Annotated in this window: 24 protein-coding genes; 12 read left to right on the top strand and 12 right to left on the bottom strand. The window is 66.4% G+C overall.

Features of this window, described 5'->3' with window-relative positions; translation table 11 throughout:
* Positions 1-12: 12 nt before the first annotated feature.
* The 4 genes from aroE to mpl all read right to left on the bottom strand — a co-directional run bounded on the left by aroE (position 13) and on the right by mpl (position 4995).
* Complete coding sequence (gene aroE, locus ACNQQL_RS24345) at positions 13-879, bottom strand: shikimate dehydrogenase (RefSeq protein ID WP_204425731.1); 867 nt, start codon at positions 877-879, stop codon at positions 13-15.
* Complete coding sequence (locus tag ACNQQL_RS24340) at positions 876-2963, bottom strand: RNB domain-containing ribonuclease (RefSeq protein WP_347066246.1); 2088 nt, start codon at positions 2961-2963, stop codon at positions 876-878. The genes aroE and ACNQQL_RS24340 overlap by 4 nt, the downstream gene beginning before the upstream one ends.
* 80 nt (positions 2964-3043) lie before the next feature.
* Positions 3044-3613, bottom strand: a complete 570-nt coding sequence (locus tag ACNQQL_RS24335) for a YqiA/YcfP family alpha/beta fold hydrolase (RefSeq protein WP_175963112.1) — start codon at positions 3611-3613, stop codon at positions 3044-3046.
* Positions 3610-4995 carry a UDP-N-acetylmuramate:L-alanyl-gamma-D-glutamyl-meso-diaminopimelate ligase gene (gene mpl / locus ACNQQL_RS24330; protein ID WP_347066244.1) on the bottom strand — a complete coding sequence of 462 codons (1386 nt, stop codon included), beginning with the start codon at positions 4993-4995 and terminating at the stop codon, positions 3610-3612. Before mpl ends, ACNQQL_RS24335 begins: the two co-directional genes overlap by 4 nt.
* 235 nt (positions 4996-5230) lie before the next feature.
* Between mpl and ACNQQL_RS24325 the strand changes: the two genes are divergently transcribed.
* The 10 genes from ACNQQL_RS24325 (at position 5231) to ACNQQL_RS24280 (ending at position 13471) form a co-directional block, all read left to right on the top strand.
* A complete protein-coding gene (locus tag ACNQQL_RS24325; protein ID WP_034182679.1) occupies positions 5231-5875 on the top strand; it encodes a hypothetical protein in 645 nt (214 codons plus the stop codon).
* A 7-nt stretch (positions 5876-5882) separates the two neighbouring features.
* On the top strand, positions 5883-6434 hold the full coding sequence (locus ACNQQL_RS24320; protein ID WP_347066242.1) for a TlpA disulfide reductase family protein: 552 nt from the start codon (positions 5883-5885) through the stop codon (positions 6432-6434).
* Positions 6435-6628: 194 nt separating this feature from the next.
* Positions 6629-7081 (top strand): type II 3-dehydroquinate dehydratase, encoded by a 453-nt coding sequence (aroQ, locus tag ACNQQL_RS24315; RefSeq protein ID WP_072436363.1) that lies wholly within the window; start codon positions 6629-6631, stop codon positions 7079-7081.
* A 66-nt stretch (positions 7082-7147) separates the two neighbouring features.
* Positions 7148-7621, top strand: a complete 474-nt coding sequence (gene accB / locus ACNQQL_RS24310) for an acetyl-CoA carboxylase biotin carboxyl carrier protein (RefSeq protein WP_072436364.1) — start codon at positions 7148-7150, stop codon at positions 7619-7621.
* 85 nt (positions 7622-7706) lie between these two features.
* Complete coding sequence (gene accC, locus ACNQQL_RS24305) at positions 7707-9074, top strand: acetyl-CoA carboxylase biotin carboxylase subunit (RefSeq protein WP_072436365.1); 1368 nt, start codon at positions 7707-7709, stop codon at positions 9072-9074.
* A 2-nt stretch (positions 9075-9076) separates the two neighbouring features.
* On the top strand, positions 9077-9979 hold the full coding sequence (gene prmA / locus ACNQQL_RS24300; RefSeq protein WP_175963114.1) for a 50S ribosomal protein L11 methyltransferase: 903 nt from the start codon (positions 9077-9079) through the stop codon (positions 9977-9979).
* 45 nt (positions 9980-10024) lie between these two features.
* A complete protein-coding gene (locus tag ACNQQL_RS24295; RefSeq protein WP_347066239.1) occupies positions 10025-11377 on the top strand; it encodes a zinc-ribbon and DUF3426 domain-containing protein in 1353 nt (450 codons plus the stop codon).
* 73 nt (positions 11378-11450) lie between these two features.
* Positions 11451-11954: a thiol peroxidase gene (tpx, locus tag ACNQQL_RS24290; RefSeq protein WP_034182673.1), complete on the top strand. Its 504-nt coding sequence runs from the start codon at positions 11451-11453 to the stop codon at positions 11952-11954.
* A gap of 85 nt (positions 11955-12039) precedes the next feature.
* Complete coding sequence (locus tag ACNQQL_RS24285; protein ID WP_347066236.1) at positions 12040-12978, top strand: carbohydrate kinase family protein; 939 nt, start codon at positions 12040-12042, stop codon at positions 12976-12978.
* Between the two features lie 19 nt (positions 12979-12997).
* Entirely contained in the window at positions 12998-13471 is a 474-nt protein-coding gene (locus ACNQQL_RS24280; RefSeq protein ID WP_034182671.1) for a glycine zipper 2TM domain-containing protein, read from the top strand.
* A 214-nt stretch (positions 13472-13685) separates the two neighbouring features.
* Here the strand turns inward: ACNQQL_RS24280 and ACNQQL_RS24275 are convergent, their stop codons facing one another.
* The 7 genes from ACNQQL_RS24275 to ACNQQL_RS24245 all read right to left on the bottom strand — a co-directional run bounded on the left by ACNQQL_RS24275 (position 13686) and on the right by ACNQQL_RS24245 (position 21608).
* Positions 13686-14336 carry a histone H1-like DNA-binding protein gene (locus tag ACNQQL_RS24275; RefSeq protein WP_069746258.1) on the bottom strand — a complete coding sequence of 217 codons (651 nt, stop codon included), beginning with the start codon at positions 14334-14336 and terminating at the stop codon, positions 13686-13688.
* Positions 14337-14364: 28 nt separating this feature from the next.
* The gene (locus ACNQQL_RS24270; protein ID WP_072436369.1) at positions 14365-14691 is read right to left on the bottom strand and encodes a hypothetical protein; all 327 of its coding nucleotides are present in this window, start codon (positions 14689-14691) and stop codon (positions 14365-14367) included.
* An 82-nt stretch (positions 14692-14773) separates the two neighbouring features.
* A complete protein-coding gene (locus tag ACNQQL_RS24265; protein ID WP_072436370.1) occupies positions 14774-15985 on the bottom strand; it encodes a ribonucleotide-diphosphate reductase subunit beta in 1212 nt (403 codons plus the stop codon).
* Between the two features lie 363 nt (positions 15986-16348).
* Positions 16349-19354, bottom strand: coding sequence for a ribonucleoside-diphosphate reductase subunit alpha (locus ACNQQL_RS24260; RefSeq protein ID WP_072436372.1), 3006 nt, complete (start codon positions 19352-19354; stop codon positions 16349-16351).
* Between the two features lie 451 nt (positions 19355-19805).
* Entirely contained in the window at positions 19806-20396 is a 591-nt protein-coding gene (gene ampD, locus ACNQQL_RS24255; protein ID WP_347066232.1) for a 1,6-anhydro-N-acetylmuramyl-L-alanine amidase AmpD, read from the bottom strand.
* Complete coding sequence (locus tag ACNQQL_RS24250) at positions 20393-20701, bottom strand: PP0621 family protein (RefSeq protein WP_034182666.1); 309 nt, start codon at positions 20699-20701, stop codon at positions 20393-20395. Before ACNQQL_RS24250 ends, ampD begins: the two co-directional genes overlap by 4 nt.
* Positions 20702-20714: 13 nt before the next feature.
* On the bottom strand, positions 20715-21608 hold the full coding sequence (locus tag ACNQQL_RS24245; RefSeq protein WP_034182665.1) for a cytochrome C assembly family protein: 894 nt from the start codon (positions 21606-21608) through the stop codon (positions 20715-20717).
* Between the two features lie 89 nt (positions 21609-21697).
* On the opposite strand from ACNQQL_RS24245, the gene ffh reads away from it, so the two are divergent.
* Entirely contained in the window at positions 21698-23065 is a 1368-nt protein-coding gene (gene ffh, locus ACNQQL_RS24240) for a signal recognition particle protein (protein ID WP_111015360.1), read from the top strand.
* Positions 23066-23159: 94 nt separating this feature from the next.
* Entirely contained in the window at positions 23160-23711 is a 552-nt protein-coding gene (locus ACNQQL_RS24235; RefSeq protein ID WP_047899742.1) for a hypoxanthine-guanine phosphoribosyltransferase, read from the top strand.
* 80 nt (positions 23712-23791) lie between these two features.
* On the opposite strand, the gene ACNQQL_RS24230 is transcribed toward ACNQQL_RS24235, so the two are convergent.
* Positions 23792-24394 carry a MarC family protein gene (locus ACNQQL_RS24230; protein ID WP_174420911.1) on the bottom strand — a complete coding sequence of 201 codons (603 nt, stop codon included), beginning with the start codon at positions 24392-24394 and terminating at the stop codon, positions 23792-23794.
* Between the last annotated feature and the right edge of the window lie 4 nt (positions 24395-24398).

Below are 24398 nucleotides of genomic sequence, written 5' to 3'. Positions count from 1 at the left end.
GCCGCGCTCCGTTCAGCTGGCCGCGAGCGCCTGGCGCAGCGCGGCAAGCACCGGTGCACCGTCCGGCCGCACGCCGCGCCAGATAAAGAACGATTCGGCCGCCTGCTCGACGAGCATCCCGAGCCCGTCGGCCGTGCGTGCGCCGAGCGACGCCGCATGCTGCATGAACACGGTCGGCTGCGCGCCGTACATCATGTCGTACGCCAGCGTGCCCGCGCCGAATGCGGCCGCGTCGCACGCCGGCAGCGCGGCATCGAGGCTGCCGGCCGTCGCATTGACGATCACGTCGTACGGCTCCGCGCGCACCACGTCGGGGCCGCCGCCCGCGAGCGTGCAGCCCGCATCGTGTGCTGCCTGCATGAACTGGCCGACGAGCGCCTCGGCCTTGCTTGCGGTGCGGTTCACGATCGTGATCGACAGCGGCGCGCGCTCGAGCAGCGGCAGCACGACGCCGCGCGCGGCGCCGCCCGCGCCGAGCAGCAGGATGCGCGCGCCCGCGAGCGACACGCCGAGGTTCGCTTCGATGTCGCGCACGAGACCGACGCCATCGGTGTTGTCGCCGTGGATGCGTCCGTCGGCTTCGATGCGCAGCGTGTTCACCGCGCCCGCCGCCGCCGCGCGCGGCGACAGCGTGTCGGCGAGCGCATGCGCTTCGAGCTTGAACGGCACCGTCACGTTCGCGCCGCGACCGCCTTCGGCAACGAACGCGCGCACGGCCGCTTCGAAACCGTCGACCGGCGCGAGCCGGTGCGCGTACTCGATCGCCTCGCCGGTCTGCGCGGCGAACTGCGCGTGGATGAACGGCGACTTGCTGTGCGCCACCGGGTTGCCGAACACCACGTAGCGGTCGGCGCCGCTCGTCGACGCAACCGCGTTCATGATGCGCGCCCCTCGTCGCCGTCGTTGCCGCTCGCGGCTTCGCCGCCCGCACCTGCCGCCGCACCGTCCGCTTCGGCCAGCGCTTCCGCCTCGGTTTCCGCCGTGGCATCTTCCGCGTCGATCAGCGTGTCGTCGCCGCCTTCGGCATCATCCTCTTCCTCGGCCGCATCGCCGCTGGTCACGGTCGGCGCATCGAGCACGTTCAGCAACCGCACCGACGCCTCGATCGTCAGCTCGTCGAGCGACATCACGTCGAGCAACACGCGCGTGCCGCGCGCATGCACGCCGAGCCCCGGCACGTGCAGCAGCAGCGGAATTTCCTCGAGGCGCACGAGATCGCCCTTCACGACGCTCGCGACGACCTGCTTCTTCTGCTCCTGCGCGAGCCAGCGCAGGCACCAGAAATATTCCATCCGGCGTTGATAGTCGGCGTACGCGGTGTAGGTGTCGTCGAAGCCCTGCACGACCGCGTACAGGTCGGCGTCCTTCGGCTTGAACGGCGCGGCGAGCTTGGCGGTGACGCCATGCTGCACGCATGCGAGCAGTTGCCACTGATTCACGAGGTCGACGTAGCGGCGCAGCGGCGACGTGCTCCATGCGTACTGCGGCACGCCGAGGCCTTCGTGCGGCGCGGCCGTCGTCTGCATCCGCGTGCGCTTCGGGCCCGGCGCGCCGAAGCCGCGCTGCGAGCGGTAGATGCCAGGCACCGTATGATCGTGCAGGAACGCGCCCCAGGTCGAGTTCGCGAGGATCGCGAGCTCGGACACGATCAGGTCGAGCGGCGAACCGCGGCGGCGCGGCGTGATCGACACGTGCTCGCCTTCGACGTAGAAGTTGTAGTCGGTGTTGCGCTGCACTTCGCGCTTCAGGCCGTAGCCCGCGCGCGCGAGCTGGCGCTTCTCGAACAGCGCCTGCGCGAGCGGCCACAGCACGGCGATGTCGTCCTTGTGCGGGTAGTCGCCGGTGCCGGCCGCGAGCGTCTCTTCGTTGACGAGCTCGTCGAGCGTGTTGTGACGCAGGTTGTTCTTCACGAACACGAGTTCGGCGCGCGTCTCGTTCGCGACGATGTCCTGCGTTTCGCGGTTGACGATGATGTACAGCGACAGCGCCGGGCGGTAATCGCCCTCCTTCAGCGTGAACACGTCGACGACGTCGTCCGGCAGCATCGTGATCTTGTCGCCCGGCATGTAGACGGTCGACAGGCGCGTGCGCGCGATCGCGTCGATCGCGTCGCCGCGCACGATGCCGAGCGCCGGCGCCGCGATGTGCACGCCGATCCGCACGCGGCCGTCGGACAGGTGTTCGACCGAGAACGCATCGTCGATTTCGGTCGTCGTGATGTCGTCGATCGAGAACGCCTCGACGTTCGCGCGCGGCAGGTCGTCCGGCAGCGCGCCGACGGTGACGGGCGGAAAGCCCGTGCCGTGCGGGAAGAATTCCGCGAGGAAGCGCGCCTCGTGCAGCGCACGCGGCGACGCGATGCCGCCGCAGTCGAGCATCAGCCGCGCCGGCGACACGCCGCGCGCGCCGGCCGCCGCTTCCATTGCCTTGTATTCGATCGCGTTCTTGTCCGGCCGCGTCAGCAGCCCGAGCACCTTGCCCGCGAACGCTTCCGGCAGCTTGCCGGCCTTCAGCTCCTCTTCATACTGCGCCTGGACGAGCGCCTGCTGGCGCTTGCGCTCGAGCGACGCGAGCGCCATCTTGAGTTGCTCTTCCGGCGCGCGCTGGTACTGGCCGCGCCCCTTGCGGCGGAAGTAGACGGGCGAGCCGTGCAGCCGCAGCACCAGCGCCGCGCGCTCGACCGGGCCGTACGCCGCGCCGAAGTACTCCTCGGCCAGCGCCGTATACGCGAACTCGTCGGCCGGCGCGCATTCCCACAGGAAATCCAGATCGATCTGCTGCGCGGCCGTGTCGGCCTCCTGCATCAGTTCGCCCGCGGCCGGCTTGTCGAATTCGATCAGCACGTCTTTCGCGCGCACCTTCGCACGCCGCCCGCCGGGCAACTCGACCTGAAATGCGTCGCCCTGGCGCGACAGCACGCTGCCCGCCTTGAAACTGCCCGATTCCTCGAAGAAAACGTTCACTCAGTACTCTCGTTCAGACTGCCGGACGCCGCATCGGCGGCGCCGCATGATGATGGGGATTCGATCGGCACGCGGCCGGTTTATCGCGCTTTTCCGTCGCAAAACGCGAGAACGTCGTCGACATAGTCGGCAAATTCGCTGATGCCGTGATCGCTGCCTTCGATCACGCGCGTTTTCGCGCCCGGGTAATGGGCCAGCATCTCGCGGTAGTCGAGCACTTCGTCGCCGGTCGCCGCGAACAGATAGTAGCGCTCGGCACGCGTGATCGCCGGCACGCGCAGCGCATCGAGCTCGTGCAGGTGATGGCGCTCGACGACGATCGTGCCGCCGCCGTGCCACAGCGGCTGTTCGCCCAGATGCTGCTCGAGATCGCGCTGCGGCACGATGGCCGGATTCAGCAGCACGGCCTTCCAGCCGTGCTTTTCGGCCAGCCACGTGGCGTAATAGCCGCCAAGCGAGCTGCCGATGACGGTCACGTCGCGCGCACCGGCAACCTCGGCTTCCGCGATGGCGATCGCGTCGAGCGGCGACACGGACAGCGACGGGCACCGCCACTCGTCCGTGCGGCCGAGTTCGGCCATGCGCGCGGCGAGCAGCCGCGACTTCTGCGATTCCGGCGACGACCGGAAGCCGTGCAGATACAGGATCACGTGCGGCTCCCGAGCGCGTCGAGCAGCTTCTGGTGCACGCCGCCGAAGCCGCCGTTGCTCATCACGAGCACGTGGTCGCCCGGGCGCGCGGCCTCGATGACGGCCTTCACCAGCAGATGCAGATCGTCGAACGCGCGTGCCTTGTCGCCGAGCGGCGCGAGCGCCTCGCCGAGATTCCAGCCGAGCGCATCGCGCCCGGTCGGCGCGCCGTAGCCGAACACGAGATCGGCATCGGCCAGGCTCGCGGGCAATTGCGCCTTCATCACGCCCAGCTTCATCGTGTTCGAGCGCGGCTCGAGTACCGCGAGGATGCGGGCATTCCGGCTACCGATGCGCGCACGAAGGCCGGCGATCGTGGTTTCGATTGCGGTCGGATGGTGCGCGAAGTCGTCGTAGACGGTCACGCCGTCCACGCTGCCGCGCACTTCCATGCGGCGCTTCACGTTGCGGAACGCTGCGAGGGAGGCTGCGGCCTGCGCGGGCGGCACGCCGACGTGGCGCGCGGCGGCGATCGCCGCGAGCGCGTTCATCCGGTTGTGATCGCCCTGCACCTGCCACGCGACTTCGCCGACACGCTCCGCGTGCGAATACACGGCAAAACGCTCGTCGACCGGCACGCCGTCCTCGGCCGGCAGCGCCTGCCAGCCGCCGTCGACGCCGAACCGCTCGACCTCGCTCCAGCAGCCGCGCGCGAGCACGCGCTCGAGCGCGTCCGAGCGGCCGTTCGTGACGATCCGGCCGACACCGGGCACGGTGCGCACGAGGTGATGGAATTGCGTTTCGATCGCGGCGAGATCCGGGAAGATGTCGGCGTGATCGAATTCAAGGTTGTTCAGCACCGCGGTGCGCGGCCGGTAATGGACGAACTTCGAGCGCTTGTCGAAGAACGCCGTATCGTATTCGTCGGCCTCGATCACGAAGAAGCTCGAATCGGTGAGCCGCGCCGACACGCCGAAGTTCAGCGGCACGCCGCCGATCAGGAAGCCCGGGTTCAGGCCCGCGTCTTCCAGCAGCCACGCGAGCATCGACGACGTGGTCGTCTTGCCGTGCGTGCCCGCGACCGCGAGCACCCATTTGCCGGCCAGCACGTGCTCGCCGAGCCACTGCGGGCCCGACACGTAAGGCAGGCCGCGATCGAGGATCGCCTCCATCAGCGGATTGCCGCGCGTGACGACGTTGCCGATCACGAACAGGTCCGGTTTCAGGTCGATCTGTTCGGCGCCGTAGCCCTCGATCAGCGTGATGCCCTGCGCCTCGAGCTGCGTGCTCATCGGCGGATAGACGCCCGCGTCGCAACCCGTCACCGTGTGGCCCGCCTCGCGCGCGAGTACGGCGAGACCGCCCATGAAGGTGCCGCAGATGCCAAGAATGTGGATGTGCATAGATGAATGCTTTCGCGCCGCCGGGCGCCGTCGATTCGGAAAAGATGCGTCTGCGGCGCGCCGGACAGGCCGTGCGACCGGCGCTCGTCGCCGCGACACAAAGAGCAGTATTGTAACTGACGGCCTGCCGTGCCCGGCGGCCCGAACGATGCGCGCGAACGCCGCCGGCGCACCGGGCGGCAGGCCGCCGCACCCGTGTTCGGGCGCCGCGGCGATCTAGTATGATTGCCGGATCATGTCTCGCAAACCTCTTGTCGACCCGCGGCGCGTCCGCGAGGAAATCGCCCAGTCCGCCGCCCGCCTGATCGCGGAGGACGGGCTGGACTATGCCGGCGCGAAACGCAAAGCCGCGCGCCAGTTGCTCGGCGATTCGCGCGTTGCCGGCGAATGGCTGCCGGATAACGATCAGATCGAGGAAGAACTGCGCGAGTACCTCGCACTGTTCCAGAGCGACACGCAGCCAGACGAACTGCGCCTGCTGCGCGAGATCGCGCTCGACTGGATGCGCCGGCTCGCCGAGTTCCGTCCGTATGTGACGGGCGCCGTGCTGAACGGCACCGCAAACGCGCATTCGGATATCCATCTGCAGGCATTCACCGACAACCCGAAGGACGTCGCGATCTACCTGCTGAACCAGAACATCCAGTACGACGTGTCCGAGACGCGGCACTTCGCGGGCCGCGGCGACGTCGAGACGCTGAGCTTCCTGTGGCGCCCGCGGCGCGACGTGGACGCGATCGGCATCCACCTCGCGCTCTATGCGAGCGACGACCTGCGCGGCGCGGTCAAGGCCGACTCGCGCGGCCGGGTCGCCCGCGCGGATGCCGCCGCACTGCGCACGCTCGTCGAAGCAGGCAAAGCCCCTTCCGAACCTGAATGATTCAACGATGATGATGAAACGCATGTTGGCGCTCGCGGTGGTCGCGGCCGCCGCCGTCGCCGGCGGGATTACCGCCGGCCATTGGTTCCGCGGCAATGCCGACGACGGCGTCGCCATCGCCTCGCCCGCCGCAGCGGGCAGCCCGGTCGACCAGTTGTGGGCAGCGGCGCTGACGGGTGTCGACGGCAAGCCGGCCACGCTGGCTGCCTTCAAGGGCCAGAAGGTCGTCGTCAATTTCTGGGCGTCATGGTGCGGCCCGTGCGTCGAAGAGATGCCCGAACTCGTCGCGCTGTCGCATCAGTACAAACAGAAAGGCATCCGTTTCATCGGGATCGGCGTCGATTCCGAGCAGAACGTGAAGAACTTTCTGCAGAAAGTGAAGGTCGACTATCCGGTTTTCATCAGCGGTTATGCGGGCGCCGATCTGGCCCGTAATTTCGGAAACACCGCTGGCGCGTTGCCGTTTACGGTCGTCATCGACGAAACCGGCAAGATTCGCGAGACAAAATTGGGACAAATCCAGCCGTCCGAGCTGAAAAAGACGCTCGACGCGCTGTAAGCTGCCCGAACGCCGGCCCGCACGTTCGCAGCAATTTGTCCGTCGATCGCCGCAATTTCGCGTGAATTCGCCGATACTTTGCATCCGCACCGGTAATTCTTGCAGGTCCGGCGAACTCGGCCGTTCGGCAAAACTAGACAAATTTCTCTAAATAGCGCTAAAGTTCGCGCAATTCCGCAGAAATAGAAGCGACCATGACACGATTGCTGGTGCTGCACGGCCCCAACCTGAACCTTCTCGGCACCCGGGAACCGGAGGTGTACGGCCGCGTCACGCTGACACAGATCGATCAGGCGCTTGCCGCGCGTGCCCGGGAAGCCGGCGCCGAACTGTCGTCGTTCCAGAGCAACCATGAAGGCGCGCTGGTCGACCGCATCCAGGCCGCGCGGGAGGAACAGACCGATTTCATCCTGATCAATCCGGCCGCGTATACGCACACGAGCGTCGCGATCCGGGACGCGATCGCCGGCGTTGGCATCCCGTTCGTCGAGGTTCACTTGTCGAACGTGCATCGCCGCGAAGCGTTCAGGCACCACTCCTATTTTTCCGACCAGGCCGAAGGCGTGATCTGCGGGCTCGGCTGGAAAGGTTATCTGTACGCGCTCGAGTACGCGCTGGACAAGCTGCAAGGCACGTCGCGCGGCTGATTTCGCGATCTAGATTCAGCGCCGGCCCCTAACCGGCGCTTTCACGTATTGAAAGGGGAATTCCCGATGGATCTTCGTAAGCTGAAAACTCTGATCGACCTCGTTTCCGAATCCGGCATCTCCGAGCTGGAAGTGACGGAAGGCGAAGGCAAGGTGCGCATCGTCAAGAACGCACCGCCGGTCTACGTACAGCCGACGGCTGGGTATGCCCCGCAATTCAGCGCGCCCGCTCCGTCGGCCGCGCTGCCGACGGACGGTGCCGCTGCGCCGGCAGCCGGCGCCGCAGCCGCGCCGGCCGTCCCGCAGGGCCACGTCGTGACGTCGCCGATGGTCGGCACGTTCTATCGCGCGCCGTCGCCGGGCGCGGACCCGTTCGTCCAGGTCGGCGACACGGTCAAGGAAGGCCAGACGATCTGCATCATCGAAGCGATGAAGCTGCTCAACGAAATCGAGTCCGATAAAGCCGGCGTGATCAAGGAAATCCTCGTCGAGAACGGCCAGGCCGTCGAATACGGCCAGCCGCTTTTCGTGATCGGCTAAGTCCGCCGCGCGGCTAAGCCAGCCGCGCGCCGCCGATGCTCGCCAGGCGCCGTTCGCGCGCCCCTCGAAGAGACGAATACTCGCTATGTTTGAAAAAATCCTCATTGCCAATCGCGGTGAAATCGCGCTGCGCATCCAGCGCGCGTGCCGCGAGCTCGGCGTCAAGACGGTGGTCGTCTACTCGGAAGCCGACAAGGAAGCCAAGTACGTACGCCTCGCGGACGAAGCCGTCTGTATCGGCCCGGCCCCGTCGAACCTGAGCTACCTGAACATGCCGGCGCTGATCAGCGCCGCGGAAGTCACCGACGCCGAGGCGATCCACCCCGGCTACGGCTTCCTGTCGGAGAACGCCGATTTCGCGGAACGCGTCGAGCAGTCGGGCTTCACGTTCATCGGCCCGCGCCCGGAAACGATCCGCATGATGGGTGACAAGGTCACCGCGAAGCAGACGATGATCAAGACCGGCGTGCCGTGCGTGCCGGGCTCGGAAGGCGCGTTGCCGGACGATCCGAAGGAGATCGTCAAGATTGCGCGCACGATCGGCTACCCGGTCATCATCAAGGCGGCGGGCGGCGGCGGCGGGCGCGGGATGCGCGTCGTGCACACCGAGGCCGCGCTCGTCAACGCGGTCAACATGACCCGCGAGGAAGCCGGCCGCGCGTTCGGCAACCCGCAGGTGTACATGGAGAAGTTCCTCGAGAACCCGCGCCACATCGAGATCCAGGTGCTGTCCGACGCGTACAAGAACGCGATCTGGCTCGGCGAGCGCGACTGCTCGATGCAGCGCCGCCACCAGAAGGTGATCGAGGAAGCGCCGGCACCCGGCATTCCGCGCCGCCTGATCGACCGCATCGGCGACCGCTGCGCGGACGCGTGCAAGAAGATGGGCTACCTCGGCGCGGGCACGTTCGAATTCCTGTACGAAAACGGCGAGTTCTACTTCATCGAGATGAACACGCGCGTGCAGGTCGAGCACCCGGTGTCGGAACTGATCACGGGCGTCGACATCGTGCAGGAACAGATCCGCATCGCGGCCGGCGAGAAGCTCGCGCTGCGCCAGCGCGACATCCAGTTCCGCGGACATGCGATCGAATGCCGGATCAACGCAGAAGATCCGTTCAAGTTCACGCCGTCGCCGGGCCGGATCACGTCGTGGCATACGCCGGGCGGCCCCGGCGTGCGCGTCGATTCGCATGCCTACAATGGCTATTTCGTGCCGCCGAACTATGATTCGATGATCGGCAAGCTGATCACCTACGGCGCGACCCGCGAGCAGGCAATCAGCCGGATGCGCATCGCGCTGTCGGAAATGGTCGTCGAAGGCATCCAGACCAACATCCCGCTGCACCGCGAGCTGATGATCGACTCGAAGTTCGTCGAAGGCGGCACCAGCATCCACTACCTCGAAAACCGGCTCGCGCAGAAGCAGCAGGTCGCACCGGAAGAAGCGTAAGCATGAGCTATCGCGAACTCGTCGTCGAACTGGCCCGTGAGCACGCGGAGGCATTGTCCGACGCGCTGCTCGACCTCGGCGCGCTGTCGGTGTCCGTCGAGGACGCCGACGCCGACACGCCCGACGAACAGCCGCTCTTCGGCGAGCCCGGCCTCGTGCCCGATCGCACCGCGTGGCAGCACTCGCGCGTGGTCGCACTGCTGTCGCCCGACCACGATCCGGCCGTGCTGCTCGCGGCGGCCGCAAACGAGATCGGCCTCGCCGGGACGCCGAAATTCGACGTCCGCGAAGTCGAGGAACAGGACTGGGTGCGGCTCACGCAATCGCAGTTCGAGCCGATCCCGATCGGCGAGCGGATCTGGGTCGTGCCGTCGTGGCACGACGCGCCCGATCCCGACGCGCTCGTACTCGAACTCGACCCCGGCCTCGCGTTCGGTACCGGTAGCCACCCGACCACGCGCCTTTGCATGGAGTGGCTCGAACAATCGGTGAAGCCCGGCCAGTCGGTACTCGACTACGGCTGCGGCTCCGGCATTCTCGCGATCCTCGCGAAGAAATGCGGGGCGAACCCCGTCATCGGCATCGACATCGATCCGCAGGCGGTGGAGTCGGCACGGCAGAACAGCGAGCGCAACCGCGCGGAAGTCACGTACGGGCTGCCCGATGCGTGCCCGGACGGCGAATTCGACATCGTCGTCGCGAACATCCTGTCGAACCCGCTGAAGCTGATGGCGTCGATGCTCGCGTCGAAGGTCAAACCGGGCGGGCGCATCGCGCTGTCGGGCGTGCTCGCGCGCCAGGCGGACGAAGTCGCGGCCGTCTATGCGCGCTACATCGACATCTCGGTCTGGCGCGAACACGAAGGTTGGGTCTGCCTTGCCGGAACCCGGCGGGAAAGCCATTAGAATAGCGCTGTCCTTTACTCTGGCCAGCAGGCCGCCCGGCTCGACATGCTTCTTGCGACGCGCTGCCCCCATTGCGAAACCGTCTTCCGCCTGCAGCAGGAACAGCTCTCGCTGCATGAAGGGCTCGTGCGCTGCGGGCATTGCCACGAAGTCTTCAACGCGTCGGAATCGCTCGTTCCCGAGCATGCGCAGCAGCCCGAACCGGTATTGACCGAAACGGCTGCCGCGCCGGAGAACGACGACGCGCACCACCAGGCCGCGCCCGCACGGCTGTTCACCGCCGACGCGCCGGCCGGGTCGCCGTCCGGCACCGATTACAAGCCGGAAGGCTGGGACATGTGGGCGCCGTGGCTCGACGGCGGCGTCGATCCGTCGCTGCAGCACAACGTGCAGACCGTGCGCACCGCGCCGCTGGTGCCGCTCGCGCTCCCGTCCACCGAAGCCGGCATCGTTCACCTGTCGGGTACGCCCGCGCCGTTCCCGTCCCCGACCGAGCTCGATGCATCCACCGACGCCGCGCAACCGGCCGAACCGCATTCGACGCAGACGGAACAGGAAATCGAAGCATCGCCGACGCCCGTCGTGCCCCCCGTCGAACGCGACCCACATGAGCCCCGCTTCGTCGCCCACATTCCGTCGGAAGCAGAAACCGCTACCGACGAGACCGAACCCGTGGGCAACGCGCACTTCGCCGTACCGGACGACGAGCGCGCGCCGCGCGAACCGCGTTTTGCGTTCGCTCCGGCGCCGGCCGTCACCGCACCCGAAACCGGATCCGAACCTGACGCCTTCACCCGGCACGACAAAACACCGGCCGCGGTCACCGACGCGCCCGCCGCGCCGTTCCCCGCCGCGCCGACCGACGACGATCGCCCGCCCTTCGCCGTCACGCGCGAGACGCGCGCGCCGCAGCGGCGCGGGTTGCTCGGCGGCTTTTTCGGCGGCCTCGTCGCTGCGGTACTGGCCTTCCTGCTCGTCGCGCAACTCGCATGGTGGCAGCGCGAGACGCTGATGATCTACTGGCCCGTCACGCAGGGCTGGTTCCGTCAGGCCTGCGCGCCGCTCGGCTGCACGGTCGCGCCGCCGCGCGCGATCGACGGCCTGCGGCTCGACGCGACCGACCTGCGCCAGCTCGACGGCCCGCGCGTGCTCGAGCTGAAAGTGCCGCTGACGAACCGCTACCGCGTCGCGCTCGCGTACCCGTCGCTCGAACTGGCGCTGCTCGACGACACCAATCACGTGACCGTGCGCCGCGTGCTCGCGCCGCGCGACTACGTGCGCCCGGGTACGCCGATCGACGCCGGGCTGCCGCCCGGCAAGACGCAGACGATGATCGTCCGCGTCGAAACGAACGGCACGCCCGCCTCGAATTTCCGCGTCCAGATCTTCTATCCGTGACGCGCCGCGGCGCGCGCCTGCGCGCCCGTCTCAACCCGCGCGCCCGAGCGGCGCGCTATTTCGGAGCACGAACATGAGCAAAGTTACGCTGGGTGGCAACCCGATCGATCTCGCCGGCACGTTCCCGGCCGTCGGCGCCCAAGCCGCCGATTTCAAGCTGGTCGGCAAGGACCTCGCCGACCTGTCGCTCGCCAGCTTCGCCGGCAAGCGCAAGGTGCTGAACATCGTGCCGAGCCTCGACACGCCGACCTGCGCGACGTCGACCCGCAAGTTCAATGAAGCCGCGTCGTCGCTCGACAACACGGTCGTGGTCGTCGTGTCCGCCGACCTGCCGTTCGCAGCCACGCGCTTCTGCACGACCGAAGGCCTCGCGAACGTCGTGACGGCTTCGACGTTCCGCACCGGCCGCGCGTTCGCGAACGCATACGGCGTCGACGTGACGAGCGGCCCGCTGAACGGCCTGACCGCACGTGCCGTCGTCGTGCTCGACGCGCAGGACAAGGTGATCCACGCGGAACTCGTCGGCGAGATCAAGGACGAGCCGAACTACGACGCCGCGCTCGCCGCACTGAAGTAAGCTTTCCCCCGCTGTCCCCTGCCGCGCCGCGCCCTTCGCGCGGCGCTGTCGCGCAGGGCCTTTCATTTCTACAGGAACGCACACCTTGGCTACGCTGATTTGCGGCTCGATCGCCTACGACTCCATCATGACCTTCGAAGGGCGGTTCCGCGAGCACATCCTGCCCGACCAGGTGCATCTCATCAACCTGAGCTTCCTCGTGCCGACGATGCGCCGCGAATTCGGCGGCTGCGCGGGCAACATCGCGTACGCGCTGCACCTGCTCGGCGGCGATGCGCGCATGATGGGGACGATGGGCGCGCTCGACGCGCAGCCGTATCTCGACCGGTTCGATCAGCTCGGCCTGCGCTGCGATCACGTTCGCGTGTTGCCCGACACGTACACGGCGCAAGCGATGATCACGACCGATCTCGACAACAACCAGATCACTGCGTTCCACCCCGGCGCGATGATGCAGTCGCACCTGAACCATGCGGGCGACGCGCCGGACATCAAGCTCGCGATCGTCGGCCCCGACGGCTTCGACGGGATGGTGCAGCACGTGGAAGAGCTCGCCAAGGCCGGTGTGCCGTTCGTGTTCGATCCGGGCCAGGGCCTGCCGCTGTTCGACGGCGTGACGCTGCGCCGCAGCATTGAACTTGCGACCTATGTCGCGGTCAACGACTACGAGGCCAAGCTGGTGAGCGACAAAACGGGATGGTCCGAAGACGAAATCGCCAGCCGGGTCGACGCCCTCGTCATTACGCGTGGCGAGCACGGCGCGACCATCCGCCACAAGCAGGGCACGGAGCAGATTCCGGTTGTGCCGGCCGAGCGTGTCGTCGATCCGACCGGCTGCGGCGATGCCTTCCGGGGCGGCCTGCTGTTCGGTATCGAGAACGGCCTCGACTGGGCAACCACGGGCCGCCTCGCGAGCCTGATGGGTTCGATCAAGATCGCTCACCAGGGGCCCCAGACTTACGTACTGACGCGCGCCGAAATCGACGCGCGCTTCGAGGCTGCATTCGGTTACAGTCTCAAATGAATATTGTGGGAGAGCCAAAATGTTGACGAAAAAAAACCTCACGCTCGCGGCCATGCTGACTGCCACGCTGACCCTCGCCGGCTGCTTCACGGCACCCGGTTCGGCAGATGTCTATAGCGTCGGCCAGGCGCAGCGCGAACAGACGGTCCGCATGGGCACGGTCGAAAGCGTCCGTGCGGTGCGCATCCAGTCCGACGGCGGCGGCAGCGCGATCGGCACGCTCGGCGGCGGCGCACTCGGCGCGGTCGCAGGCAGCGCGATCGGCGGCGGCAAGGGATCGATCCTGACGGCAATCGCCGGCGGTCTCGTCGGTGCGGTCGCGGGCAACGCGGTCGGCGAAAACCTCAGCACGGCGAACGGTGTCGAAATCACCGTGCGCCTCGACAACGGCGACCTGCGCTCGATCACGCAGGCAGCAAGCGGCGAAGCGTTCCGCGCCGGCGAGCGTGTGCGGCTGCTGTCGAGCGGCGGCGTCACGCGCGTCACGCACTAACCGGGTACCTCAGCATGCGGCGCAAGCCGCAGTCGAACGCATGTGCGAAGCTGCACATGCGTTTTTTTTTCGTCCGTCCTCGCCGCGGCCGGTACATGGGCGAATACGGACGAAAAAAATCCCGCCACCTGAGCCAGATGGCGGGACTGATTGAGTAGCGCTACTCAACCCACGGACACCACGTGAGTGCCCGGGTGATGCTGGTCAGCCGCGATTACGGACGGCTGCCGGTCGGGAACGGCCATGCCGCTGCCGGGTTGAGCGCGGTCTTCACGCCCGATGCCGGCGCGACCGATGCGGTCGACGCGGTCGTTGCCGGTGCAGCCTTCTTCACGACGGCCTTCTTCGGAGCAGCAGCCTTCTTCGCCGGAGCGGCAGCCTTCTTCGCAGGGGCAGCCTTCTTGGCGGGCGCAGCCTTCTTCGCAGCGGCCTTCTTCGCAGGCGCAGCCTTCTTGGCAGCAGCCTTCTTCGCAGGCGCAGCCTTCTTGGCAGCAGCCTTCTTGGCCGGTGCGGCCTTCTTCGCAGCAACCTTCTTCACTGCGACTTTCTTGGCTGCAACCTTCTTCGCAGCGGCCTTCTTGGCCGGCGCTGCCTTCTTCGCAGCAACCTTCTTCACTGCGACTTTCTTCGCTGCGACCTTCTTGGCTGCAACCTTCTTCGTTGCGACCTTCTTTGCCGCGACCTTCTTCGCAGCGGCCTTCTTCGCCGGTGCTGCCTTCTTCGCGGCAACCTTCTTCACCGCGACCTTCTTCGCAGCAACCTTCTTCACTGCGGCGGCCTTCTTCGCCGGAGCAGCGGCCTTCTTCGCGACGGTCTTCTTGGCAGCAACTTTCTTAGCAGCCGGTTTTTTCTTGGCGGTAGCCATGTTGTTCTCCTTCAGGTTCAGATGAGAGTCAGTTCAAACTACACCCTTCGTCAAAACCCGCTTCCCGCGGACGCTGTTCAGGACGTGCGCTTCGAAGCGGGCTATTCATCGGCGTACGCGGATACCGCGCGCTTACGCTAATGAATACGGTATGGCGCGCGTGACCACCCGGCCTCGCGCGCCAAATCAAGTCGGTAGCCGGCGCACCTCGCGCCGCTACCCCTAATCGCTTGATCAAGCGGACCGCCACACGGCCGTCCGCTTTATCCGGAGGGAAGTTTGCCCATCCCACTGAAGGGTTCGCAAAGTGCCTGTCGTGTCGTTGGGCCGCTAAGGCACCGGGCATGCTTTGCATCAGGCGTTCTTGCTCCTAAACCTTGGGCCGGGGCCGAGAGGCCGCCGGCTGCTCCATCATGTAACGGGTTCGCTGCTGCGGGTCATTCCCAGGACAGCGCGCCCCCCGTCTGATACTCGATCACACGCGTCTCGAAGAAGTTGCGCTCCTTCTTCAGGTCGATCATCTCGCTCATCCACGGGAACGGGTTTTCCTCGTTCGGGTACAGCGGATCGAGGCCGATCTGCTGGCAACGGCGGTTGCTGATGAAGCGCAGATAGCTCTTGAACATCGACGCGTTCAAACCCAGCACGCCGCGCGGCATCGTGTCCTCGGCGTAGCGGTATTCGAGTTCGACAGCCTGCTTGAACAACTCGCGAATCTCCGCGCGGAATTCCGCGGTCCAGAGATGCGGGTTCTCGAGCTTGATCTGGTTGATCAGGTCGATGCCGAAGTTGCAGTGCATCGACTCGTCGCGCAGGATGTACTGATATTGCTCTGCAGCACCCGTCATCTTGTTCTGGCGGCCGAGTGCGAGGATCTGCGTGAACCCGACATAGAAGAACAGGCCTTCCATGATGCAGGCGAACACGATCAGCGACTTCAGCAGCTTCTGATCCGCTTCGAGCGTCCCGGTCTTGAAGGCCGGGTCCGTCAGCGTGTGGATGAACGGGATCAGGAATTCGTCCTTCGCGCGGATCGACGCGACCTCGTGGTACGCGTTGAAGATCTCGCCTTCGTCGAGACCGAGCGATTCGACAATGTATTGGTACGCGTGCGTGTGGATCGCCTCTTCGAACGCCTGGCGCAGCAGGAACTGCCGGCACTCGGGCGCCGTGATGTGGCGGTACGTGCCGAGCACGATGTTGTTCGCCGCGAGCGAATCGGCCGTCACGAAGAAGCCGAGGTTGCGCTTTACGATGCGGCGCTCGTCCTCGGTCAGACCGTTCGGGTCCTTCCACAGAGCGATGTCGCGGGACATGTTGATTTCCTGCGGCATCCAGTGGTTCGCACAACCGGCCAGATACTTTTCCCACGCCCACTTGTACTTGAACGGCACCAGCTGATTGACGTCAGTCTGGCCGTTGATGATGCGCTTGTCGGCGACATTGACCCGCGCTTCCGAACCGCCGGCGGGAACAGCCGATGCTTGCGGCGGCACCGCAAGATCGCCTTCGAAAATGTCACGGACCTGATGGGCGGCAGGCGACGCAGCCTGCATTCCGACAGCCACTCCTGCGGGGGCGCGCGTCGCATTGTGCTGCGCTCCGCTCGCGGGAGTTACGGCAGTCTTCTCGTCATCCCAGTTGAGCATAAATTCTCACCATCAATTTAGAACGGTTTGTACCATCTTTTCCTGAGCGATAAAAGGGTTCGCTCACGAAAAATCCTTTTTTCGATTCGCGTTGCGACCTCGATACAACACTTTGAGCAACGCATCGTCGTTCATGCAGAGCGCGACGTGTGTCGCGCGCGTATCGCGAGGTGCGCTCGACGCATCGAACGCTGATCGAAACGCGACGTCGTCGGGGATGTTTCGATCGCTTGTCGCTGCCTGCAACGCCGGTGCCGCGTTACAGATTCCTTATCATTTTTTTAGTTGAGAGCGGCGCACACTTCAACCTCGATCGGTCGTCGTGCGCGCCGCACGGCACATCTTCAGGTCAGGCGCGCTGCGTTACTGGCACGCTTCGCATTCGTCGAAGCCCGGATCGCCCGGACGCATCGTGCACACCGGACCGTCGGCCTCGACCGGCGCGAGTGCCGCCGCTGCGCCGATCGCGCCCGACGACGCATCGCCGCCTGCCGCACCGAAGCCGCCTGCCGCGCCTTGCGCGCCGCCGCTGCTCGAACCACCGCCGCTCGCACCACCCGTCGGCACCGCGTTCAGCGCGCCGTGTGCGACCGTCGACTTCTCGACGTGCGTCGCCGCCATCGTGCGGAGGTAGTAGGTCGTCTTCAAGCCGCGCAGCCAGGCGAGCTTGTAGACCTCGTCGAGCTTCTTGCCCGACGCGCCGCCCATGTAGATGTTCAGCGACTGCGCCTGGTCGATCCACTTCTGGCGACGCGATGCGGCTTCGACCAGCCACGTCGGATCGACTTCGAACGCGGTCGCGTAGATCGCGCGCAGGTCGGCCGGGATGCGGTCGATGCGCGACAGCATGCCGTCGAAGTACTTCAGGTCGGCGACCATCACTTCGTCCCACAGGCCGCGTTCCTTCAAGTCGCGAACGAGGAACTCGTTCACCACCGTGAACTCGCCCGACAGGTTCGACTTCACGTACAGGTTCTGGAAGGTCGGCTCGATGCACGCCGACACGCCGATGATGTTCGAGATCGTCGCCGTCGGCGCGATCGCGACGCAGTTCGAGTTGCGCATGCCGTGCGCGGCGATCCGCGAACGCAGCGTCGTCCAGTCGAGCGACTCGGACGTGTCGACCTCGACGTAGCCGCCGCGCGCTTCCGTCAGCAGCTTCAGCGTGTCCTGCGGGAGGATGCCGCGATCCCACAGCGAGCCGCGGTAGCTCGAGTAGCGGCCGCGCTCTTCGGCCAGCTCGGTCGACGCGTAGTACGCGTAGTAGCAGACCGCTTCCATCGAGCGATCGGCGAACTCGACCGCCGCTTCCGACGCGTACGGCGTGCGCAGCAGGTGCAGGCAGTCCTGGAAGCCCATGATGCCCATGCCGACCGGGCGGTGCTTCAGGTTCGAGTTACGCGCCTTCGGCACCGCGTAGTAGTTGATGTCGATCACGTTGTCGAGCATGCGCATCGCGACGCTGATCGTGCGCTTGAGCTTGTCGTGGTCGAGCGCGTAGCTGCCGTCGGCCTGCTTCACCAGGTGCGCGAGCAGGTTCACGGAGCCGAGGTTGCACACCGCGATTTCGGTGTCGCTCGTGTTCAGCGTGATTTCCGTGCACAGGTTCGACGAGTGGACGACGCCGACGTGCTGCTGCGGCGAGCGGATGTTGCACGGATCCTTGAACGTGATCCACGGGTGACCCGTCTCGAACAGCATGCCGAGCATCTTGCGCCAGAGCTGCTGCGCCGGGATCTTCTTGAACAGCTTGATCTCGCCGCGCGCGACCTTCTCTTCGTAAGCCGTGTAAGCCTTCTCGAAATCGGCGCCGAACTTGTCGTGCAGGTCCGGGCAGGTCGACGGCGAGAACAGCGTCCAGTCGGCGCCTTCCATCACGCGCTTCATGAACAGGTCGGGAATCCAGTTCGCCGTGTTCATGTCGTGCGTACGGCGGCGATCGTCGCCCGTGTTCTTGCGCAGCTCGAGGAATTCCTCGATGTCGAGGTGCCAGGATTCGAGGTACGCGCAGACCGCGCCCTTGCGCTTGCCGCCCTGGTTGACCGCGACGGCCGTGTCGTTCACGACCTTCAGGAACGGGACCACGCCTTGCGACTTGCCGTTCGTGCCCTTGATATGCGAGCCGAGTGCACGCACGCGCGTCCAGTCGTTGCCGAGACCGCCGGCGAACTTCGACAGCAGCGCGTTTTCCTTCAGCGCTTCATAGATGCCGTCGAGATCGTCCGCGACCGTCGTCAGGTAGCACGACGACAGTTGCGAGCGGTGCGTGCCCGAGTTGAACAGCGTCGGCGTCGAGCTCATGAAGTCGAAGCTCGACAGCACGTTGTAGAACTCGATCGCGCGCGTTTCGCGGTCGATCTCGTTCAGCGACAGGCCCATCGCGACGCGCATGAAGAATGCCTGCGGCATTTCGATGCGGGTGCCGTCGACGTGCAGGAAGTAGCGGTCGTACAGCGTCTGCAGGCCGAGGTAGCCGAACTGCAGGTCGCGGTTCGCGTCGAGCGCTTCACCGAGGCGCTTCAGGTCGAACTGCAGCAGCTTGTCGTCGAGCAGGCCGGCGTCGACGCCGCGCTTCAGGAACTGCGGGAAGTACTCCGCGTAACGGGTCGACATCTCCGCCTGCAGGACTTCCTCGCCGAGGATCTCGCGGCGGATCGTGTGCAGCAGGATGCGGGCCGTGACCTGGCTGTATGCCGGGTCCTTCTCGATCATCGTGCGCGCAGCGAGGATCGCCGAGTCGTAGACCTGGCTCATCGGCACGCCGTCGTACAGGTTCTTCACCGTCTCCGCGACGATCGGCTCAGGGTTAACCGCAGCGCCGAGGCCATCGCACGACGACACGATCAGCGCGCGCAGCGCGTTCATGTCGAGCGGACGCGAGACGCCGTTGTCGACGACGTTGATGCCGGTGCTCGACTCGCCGCCTGCCGCCGCTGCTTCCTCGCCGGCATGCTGGCGCTCGAGGTGACGCTTCTCGCGATACAGCACGTACGCACGCGCGACGTTGTGCTCGCCGCCGCGCATCAGCGCGAGTTCGACCTGGTCCTGGATGTCTTCGATATGGAACGTACCGCCGTTCGGGCGGCTGCGCACGAGCGCGCGCACGACGTTGTGCGTCAGCTGTTCGACCTGCTCGCGCACGCGCGCCGATGCCGCGCCCTGCCCGCCGTTGACGGCCAGGAAAGCCTTGGTCACCGCGATCGCGATCTTCGAAGGCTCGAACGACACCACGCTGCCGTTGCGACGGATCACCTTGTAGTCGGCGAACGTGGCTTGCGGCGCGAGCGCTTGCGCGCCCTGTTCGGTCCCGCCGAGCGGACGGCTCGAGGCGCTCTCGTACTGGGACGTCGCGTTGTCGGTGGTTTGCATGTGCAAAGCTCCTGGTGTTGGATGGTGCGGAGAGAACCGCGGATTAAAACGAACGCTGCGCAATGCGGTGCGCGAGCGGTAAGAGGCGAGCGATGCGTCGGGGAAGCCGGTTCGGTCGATGCGCGACAACCGAGCCGGTCGTGTGCTTCGTCATGTGTACCCCGCCCCGTCGAAATTCGCTGCGCTGATCGCGACGCTCTGACCGCCCGGCCTGACGCGCCGCCCTGAGAACCCTGTCCGCCGGCGTTGCCCGCCGGCCGGTGCCGCTCGGGTTTCCCCTGCGACACACACTATATCTAGTACAGAACTGCTCAACTGGCACCAAGTATAGTGGACATTCGGACGACGTCCAAACGGATAATTTGCGATAGAGGTCTTGACATCGCTCGCGCGCCGACACGACAAGGCATTGGTCGGAGAAAAAACTTTCTCCGGTCAAAAAACCCCGTGATCAGTGCTGACGGAAAGGAAAGTATTCGGCGGAAAAACCGGCATCGCTCGCGAAGCGTTGCCAATCGAAATGCGGGCCCGGGTCGGTCTTGCGGCCCGGCGCGACGTCCGAGTGCCCCGCGAATGCGTCGACCGGATAACGTGCGGCGAGCGCGCGCGAGAGCGCGGCGAGCATCGCGTACTGCGCGTCGTCGAACGGCACGTCGTCCGCGCCTTCGAGCTCGATGCCGATCGAGAAATCGTTGCAGCGCGCCCGGCCGAAGAACTCGGACGAGCCCGCGTGCCACGCGCGCTCGTCGCACGACACGAACTGCACGAGCTCGCCGCCGCGGCGGATCAGGAAGTGCGCGGACACGCGCACGCCGCGCAGGTGGCTCTGGTAATAGGGGTGCGCATCGCAGTCGAGGCGATTCAGGAACAGCGCCTCGATCGCGTCGCCGCCGAATTCGCCGGGCGGCAGGCTGATGTTGTGGACGACCACGAGCGTCGGCACCGCACCCGTGGGCCGCGCCTCGAAGTTCGGCGACGGCGCATGGCGCGCTTCGCGCACCCAGCCGTTCGCGTCGACCGACAACGGCGGCGCGCCGCTCATCGTGCGTCGTGACCGCTCGCGCGCGCGGCGTGGCGCTGTGCGTGCTCGGCGCTGCAGAAGTATTCGCCGCCCGCGGCGACGGCGTCGCCCTTCGGCGCATGCACGCCGCATTCGGCGCAGCGCACCATCGGCTCGGGCAGCGACCGCGTGTCGCCGTTCGGGCGCGCAGCGCCGGCCCCCGGCGCGCCGCCGTCACCCGCGCCGCGGCCGGTGCGTGCCTGCGCGTGCTCCTGGGCCTGGCGCAGCTTGCGCGCGAGCCACGAACCGGCGAAGAAGAGAAGAATCAGGAGAAGAATCTGTCGCATCGTAAGCCTGCGGTCAAACCACGGAACGGTGCAGCAGCACCTCGAAAACGAACCGGCTGCCGACATACGCGAGCAGCAGCGCGGCGAACGACACGAGCACCCAGCGCGCGGCGCCGCGCCCGCGCCAGCCCGACGTCTTGCGGGCGACCAGCAGGCCGCCGAACATCAGCCACGACAGGATCGCGAACACGGTCTTGTGGTCGAGCCGCAGCGCGCGCGCGTCGACCTGCTCGCTGAACAGGATGCCCGACGCGAGCGTCAGTGTGAGCAGCACGAAGCCGGCGCCGATCAGGCGGAACAGCAGCTTCTCGAGCGTGAGCAGCGGCGGCAGCGTTTCGAGCCAGCTCGCGATCCAGCCCGTCGAGCCGTCGCGCCCGCCGTTGCGCAGCGACTGCAGGCGCCGCTCGACCATCAGCATCAGGATTGCGTGCAGCGCCGCGATCGCGAACAGGCCGTACGCGATGTTCGCGATCAGGAAGTGCAGCTTGAACAGCGGCGCTGCGGCATAAGGAAGCACCCGCACGCCGCCGAACACCAGCGGTAGCAGCGACGCGCCGCACGCGAGCGGCAGCACCAGCAGGCGCAGGCTGTCGAGCGGGAAGAAAAAGCTCTCGATCCAGTAGATGCCGGCGCCGAGCCAGAACATCGCGGACAGCGCGAACGCGAAGCCGAACACCATCGCGTCGTTCGGAAAAATCGTCATGTGGAGCAGCACGCCGTGCGCGACGAGCGCGGCGAACAGCAGCGCGCGGCCGGCCCCGCTCATCCCGGACGCGGCGGACGCGGGAACCGGCACGGCCGGCACGCTCGCGACGAGCGGCGTCGCGCCCTGGCGGTGCGTGCGCCAGCCTGCGACGGCGAGGCCGCCGTACAGGAATGCGGTGAGGGCATACAGTACAATATCCATGTTCGAAGTTTACACTAGGCCCCCTTCCCGCGACGGCTCCCTTTGTTCGGTTCCGCCGCGCCTTCGGGCCCCACTGTCCATCGCTCCCCATGCTCGACAATCTCACTCAACGGATGGCGCGCGTCGTCAAGACGCTGCGCGGCGAGGCCCGACTCACCGAGGCGAACACGCAGGAGATGCTCCGCGAGGTGCGTCTCGCGCTGCTGGAAGCCGACGTGTCGCTGCCGGTCGTCCGCGAATTCATCGCCAAGGTCAAGGAAAAGGCGCTCGGCGAAGAAGTGATCAGCAGCCTGTCGCCGGGTCAAGCGCTCGTCGGCGTGGTCCAGAAGGAACTGACCGCCGTGATCGGCGGCGACTATGAAGGCAAGGCCGCCGAGCTGAATCTCGCGGTCACGCCGCCCGCCGTGATCCTGATGGCCGGCCTGCAGGGCGCAGGCAAGACCACGACCGTCGGCAAGCTCGCGAAGCTGTTGCGCGAGAAGTACAAGAAGAAGGTGCTGACCGTGTCGTGCGACGTGTATCGCCCGGCCGCCATCATGCAGTTGAAAACGGTGAGCGAACAGGTCGGCGCCGACTTCTTCCCGTCGACGCCGGACCAGAAGCCCGTCGACATCGCGCTTGCGGCCGTCGACTGGGCGAAGCGCCACTACCATGATGTGCTGATCGTCGACACGGCCGGCCGCCTCGGCATCGACGAGGCGATGATGCAGGAAATCGCCGCGCTGCACGGCACGCTGAAGCCGGCTGAAACGCTGTTCGTCGTCGACGCGATGCTCGGCCAGGACGCGGTCAACACCGCGAAGGCGTTCAACGACACGCTGCCGCTCACCGGCGTCGTGCTGACCAAGCTCGACGGCGATTCGCGCGGCGGCGCCGCGCTGTCGGTGCGCCACATCACGGGCAAGCCGATCAAGTTCGTCGGTGTCGCCGAAAAACTCGACGGCCTCGAGGTGTTCCACCCCGACCGGATGGCGAACCGGATCCTCGGCATGGGCGACATCCTCGCGCTCGTCGAGGAAGCGCAGCGCGGCGTCGACGTGCAGGCCGCGCAGAAGCTCGCCGACAAGGTCAAGAAAGGCGGCGACTTCGACCTGAACGATTTCCGCGCGCAGATCTCGCAGATGAAGAACATGGGCGGCCTGTCGTCGCTGATGGACAAGCTGCCCGCGCAATTCCAGCAGGCGGCGGCCGGCGCCGACATGGGCCAGGCCGAAAAGCAGATCCGCCGGATGGAAGGGATCATCAGCTCGATGACGCCCGCCGAGCGCGCGAAACCCGAAATCATCAAGGCGACGCGCAAGCGCCGCATTGCGGCCGGCGCGGGCGTGCCGGTGCAGGAAGTCAACCGGATGCTGAACCAGTACGACCAGATGCGTACGATGATGAAGAAGCTGAAGGGCGGCAACATGCAGAAGATGATGCGCGGCCTGAAGGGCATGATGCCCGGCATGCGCTGATTCCGCCCGTCGGCCGGCGCGCGGGTTTTTGCTGTAGCGCGCGCCGTCCGTTCTGCTTCATCCTTATTTGTATACCGACTGCCCGCCACAACACATGAACCGCGAAGAAGCCCTCCACATTTTCGACCACTCCGAAGAGATCGTCTCGGCCGACGCCGTCAATGCGTCGATCGCCCGGATGGCCGACGCGATCCGCGCCGAGATCGGCGATGCGTTCCCGCTCGTTCTCTCGGTGATGGGCGGCGCCGCGGTGTTTACCGGGATGCTGCTGCCGCATCTCGATTTCCCGCTCGAATTCGACTACATCCACCTGACCCGCTACCGCAACACGACGCAGGGCAGCCCGGAGATGCACTGGCGCGTCGCGCCGCGCGAGTCGGTGAAGGACCGGATCGTGCTCGTGCTCGACGACATCCTCGACGAAGGCGAAACGATGGCCGCGATCCGCGACCGCATCCTCGACATGGGCGCTCAGCGTTTCATGTCGGCCGTGCTGTGCGAGAAGACGCTCGCGAAGGCCAAACCGCTGCACCCCGACTTCTGCGGCTTCTCGGTGCCGGACCGCTACGTGTTCGGCTGCGGGATGGATGCGAAGGGCTACTGGCGCAACCTGCCGACGATCCGCGCGCTGACCACGAACGTCTGATCGCCGCCCCGCCCGCCATATAAATAGAAAGCGGCGCTCCGGTTCCCCGGAGCGCCGCTTTTTTTCGTGCGCGCGCCGCCCTACAGCTGGTGCACGAACGCGCGGATGCCGGCCAGCAGCATCTCGACCGAAATCGCGACAAGCACGAGGCCCATCAGCCGCTCGAACGCCGCGACCGTCCGCTCGCCGAGCCACTGCTGGATCCGTTCGGCCAATACCAGCGTGATCGCACAGACGAGCATCGTGACCGTCAGCGCGCCGACCCACTCGAACATCTTGCCCGGCGCCTGCGACGTCAGCAGCATCACCGTCGCGAGCGCCGACGGCCCGGCGAGTGCCGGAATCGCGAGCGGCACGATGAACGGTTCGCCGCCCGCGCGCGGATCGCTGCCGAGCGCGCCGTCCGGATGCGGGAAGATCATCCGCAGTGCGATCAGGAACAGCACGATCCCGCCGCCGAGCCGCAGCGACAGGTCGGTGAGGCTCATCATCCGCAGGAAGCGGTCGCCGACCACCATGAAGAACAGCAGGATCACGAACGCGATCCCCACTTCACGCAGGATCAGCTTCACGCGCCGCTCGCGCGGCACGTCCCGCATCGCCGTAATGAACAGCGGGATATTGCCGAGCGGATCGGTGATCAGCACCAGGAGCACGGTGGCCGACAGGAACGTGTATTCCATCGTG

This window comes from Burkholderia sp. LFS061, from assembly GCF_047978125.1.
Lineage (GTDB): Bacteria > Pseudomonadota > Gammaproteobacteria > Burkholderiales > Burkholderiaceae > Burkholderia > Burkholderia pyrrocinia_C.
Note: the sequence above shows the minus strand (reverse complement) of the source record. Positions and strands in the feature narration are given on the sequence as shown.

What these genes read in the sequence shown, in the direction of transcription:
- aroE (WP_204425731.1), bottom strand. Translation starts at nt 879, where the DNA reads ATGAACGCGGTTGCGTCGACGAGCGGCGCCGACCGCTACGTGGTGTTC.
- mpl (WP_347066244.1), bottom strand. Translation starts at nt 4,995, where the DNA reads ATGCACATCCACATTCTTGGCATCTGCGGCACCTTCATGGGCGGTCTC.
- ACNQQL_RS24325 (WP_034182679.1), top strand. Translation starts at nt 5,231, where the DNA reads ATGTCTCGCAAACCTCTTGTCGACCCGCGGCGCGTCCGCGAGGAAATC.
- ACNQQL_RS24320 (WP_347066242.1), top strand. Translation starts at nt 5,883, where the DNA reads ATGATGATGAAACGCATGTTGGCGCTCGCGGTGGTCGCGGCCGCCGCC.
- aroQ (WP_072436363.1), top strand. Translation starts at nt 6,629, where the DNA reads ATGACACGATTGCTGGTGCTGCACGGCCCCAACCTGAACCTTCTCGGC.
- accB (WP_072436364.1), top strand. Translation starts at nt 7,148, where the DNA reads ATGGATCTTCGTAAGCTGAAAACTCTGATCGACCTCGTTTCCGAATCC.
- accC (WP_072436365.1), top strand. Translation starts at nt 7,707, where the DNA reads ATGTTTGAAAAAATCCTCATTGCCAATCGCGGTGAAATCGCGCTGCGC.
- prmA (WP_175963114.1), top strand. Translation starts at nt 9,077, where the DNA reads ATGAGCTATCGCGAACTCGTCGTCGAACTGGCCCGTGAGCACGCGGAG.
- ACNQQL_RS24295 (WP_347066239.1), top strand. Translation starts at nt 10,025, where the DNA reads ATGCTTCTTGCGACGCGCTGCCCCCATTGCGAAACCGTCTTCCGCCTG.
- tpx (WP_034182673.1), top strand. Translation starts at nt 11,451, where the DNA reads ATGAGCAAAGTTACGCTGGGTGGCAACCCGATCGATCTCGCCGGCACG.
- ACNQQL_RS24280 (WP_034182671.1), top strand. Translation starts at nt 12,998, where the DNA reads ATGTTGACGAAAAAAAACCTCACGCTCGCGGCCATGCTGACTGCCACG.
- ACNQQL_RS24275 (WP_069746258.1), bottom strand. Translation starts at nt 14,336, where the DNA reads ATGGCTACCGCCAAGAAAAAACCGGCTGCTAAGAAAGTTGCTGCCAAG.
- ACNQQL_RS24270 (WP_072436369.1), bottom strand. Translation starts at nt 14,691, where the DNA reads ATGCAAAGCATGCCCGGTGCCTTAGCGGCCCAACGACACGACAGGCAC.
- ACNQQL_RS24265 (WP_072436370.1), bottom strand. Translation starts at nt 15,985, where the DNA reads ATGCTCAACTGGGATGACGAGAAGACTGCCGTAACTCCCGCGAGCGGA.
- ACNQQL_RS24260 (WP_072436372.1), bottom strand. Translation starts at nt 19,354, where the DNA reads ATGCAAACCACCGACAACGCGACGTCCCAGTACGAGAGCGCCTCGAGC.
- ampD (WP_347066232.1), bottom strand. Translation starts at nt 20,396, where the DNA reads ATGAGCGGCGCGCCGCCGTTGTCGGTCGACGCGAACGGCTGGGTGCGC.
- ACNQQL_RS24250 (WP_034182666.1), bottom strand. Translation starts at nt 20,701, where the DNA reads ATGCGACAGATTCTTCTCCTGATTCTTCTCTTCTTCGCCGGTTCGTGG.
- ACNQQL_RS24245 (WP_034182665.1), bottom strand. Translation starts at nt 21,608, where the DNA reads ATGGATATTGTACTGTATGCCCTCACCGCATTCCTGTACGGCGGCCTC.
- ffh (WP_111015360.1), top strand. Translation starts at nt 21,698, where the DNA reads ATGCTCGACAATCTCACTCAACGGATGGCGCGCGTCGTCAAGACGCTG.
- ACNQQL_RS24235 (WP_047899742.1), top strand. Translation starts at nt 23,160, where the DNA reads ATGAACCGCGAAGAAGCCCTCCACATTTTCGACCACTCCGAAGAGATC.
- ACNQQL_RS24230 (WP_174420911.1), bottom strand. Translation starts at nt 24,394, where the DNA reads ATGGAATACACGTTCCTGTCGGCCACCGTGCTCCTGGTGCTGATCACC.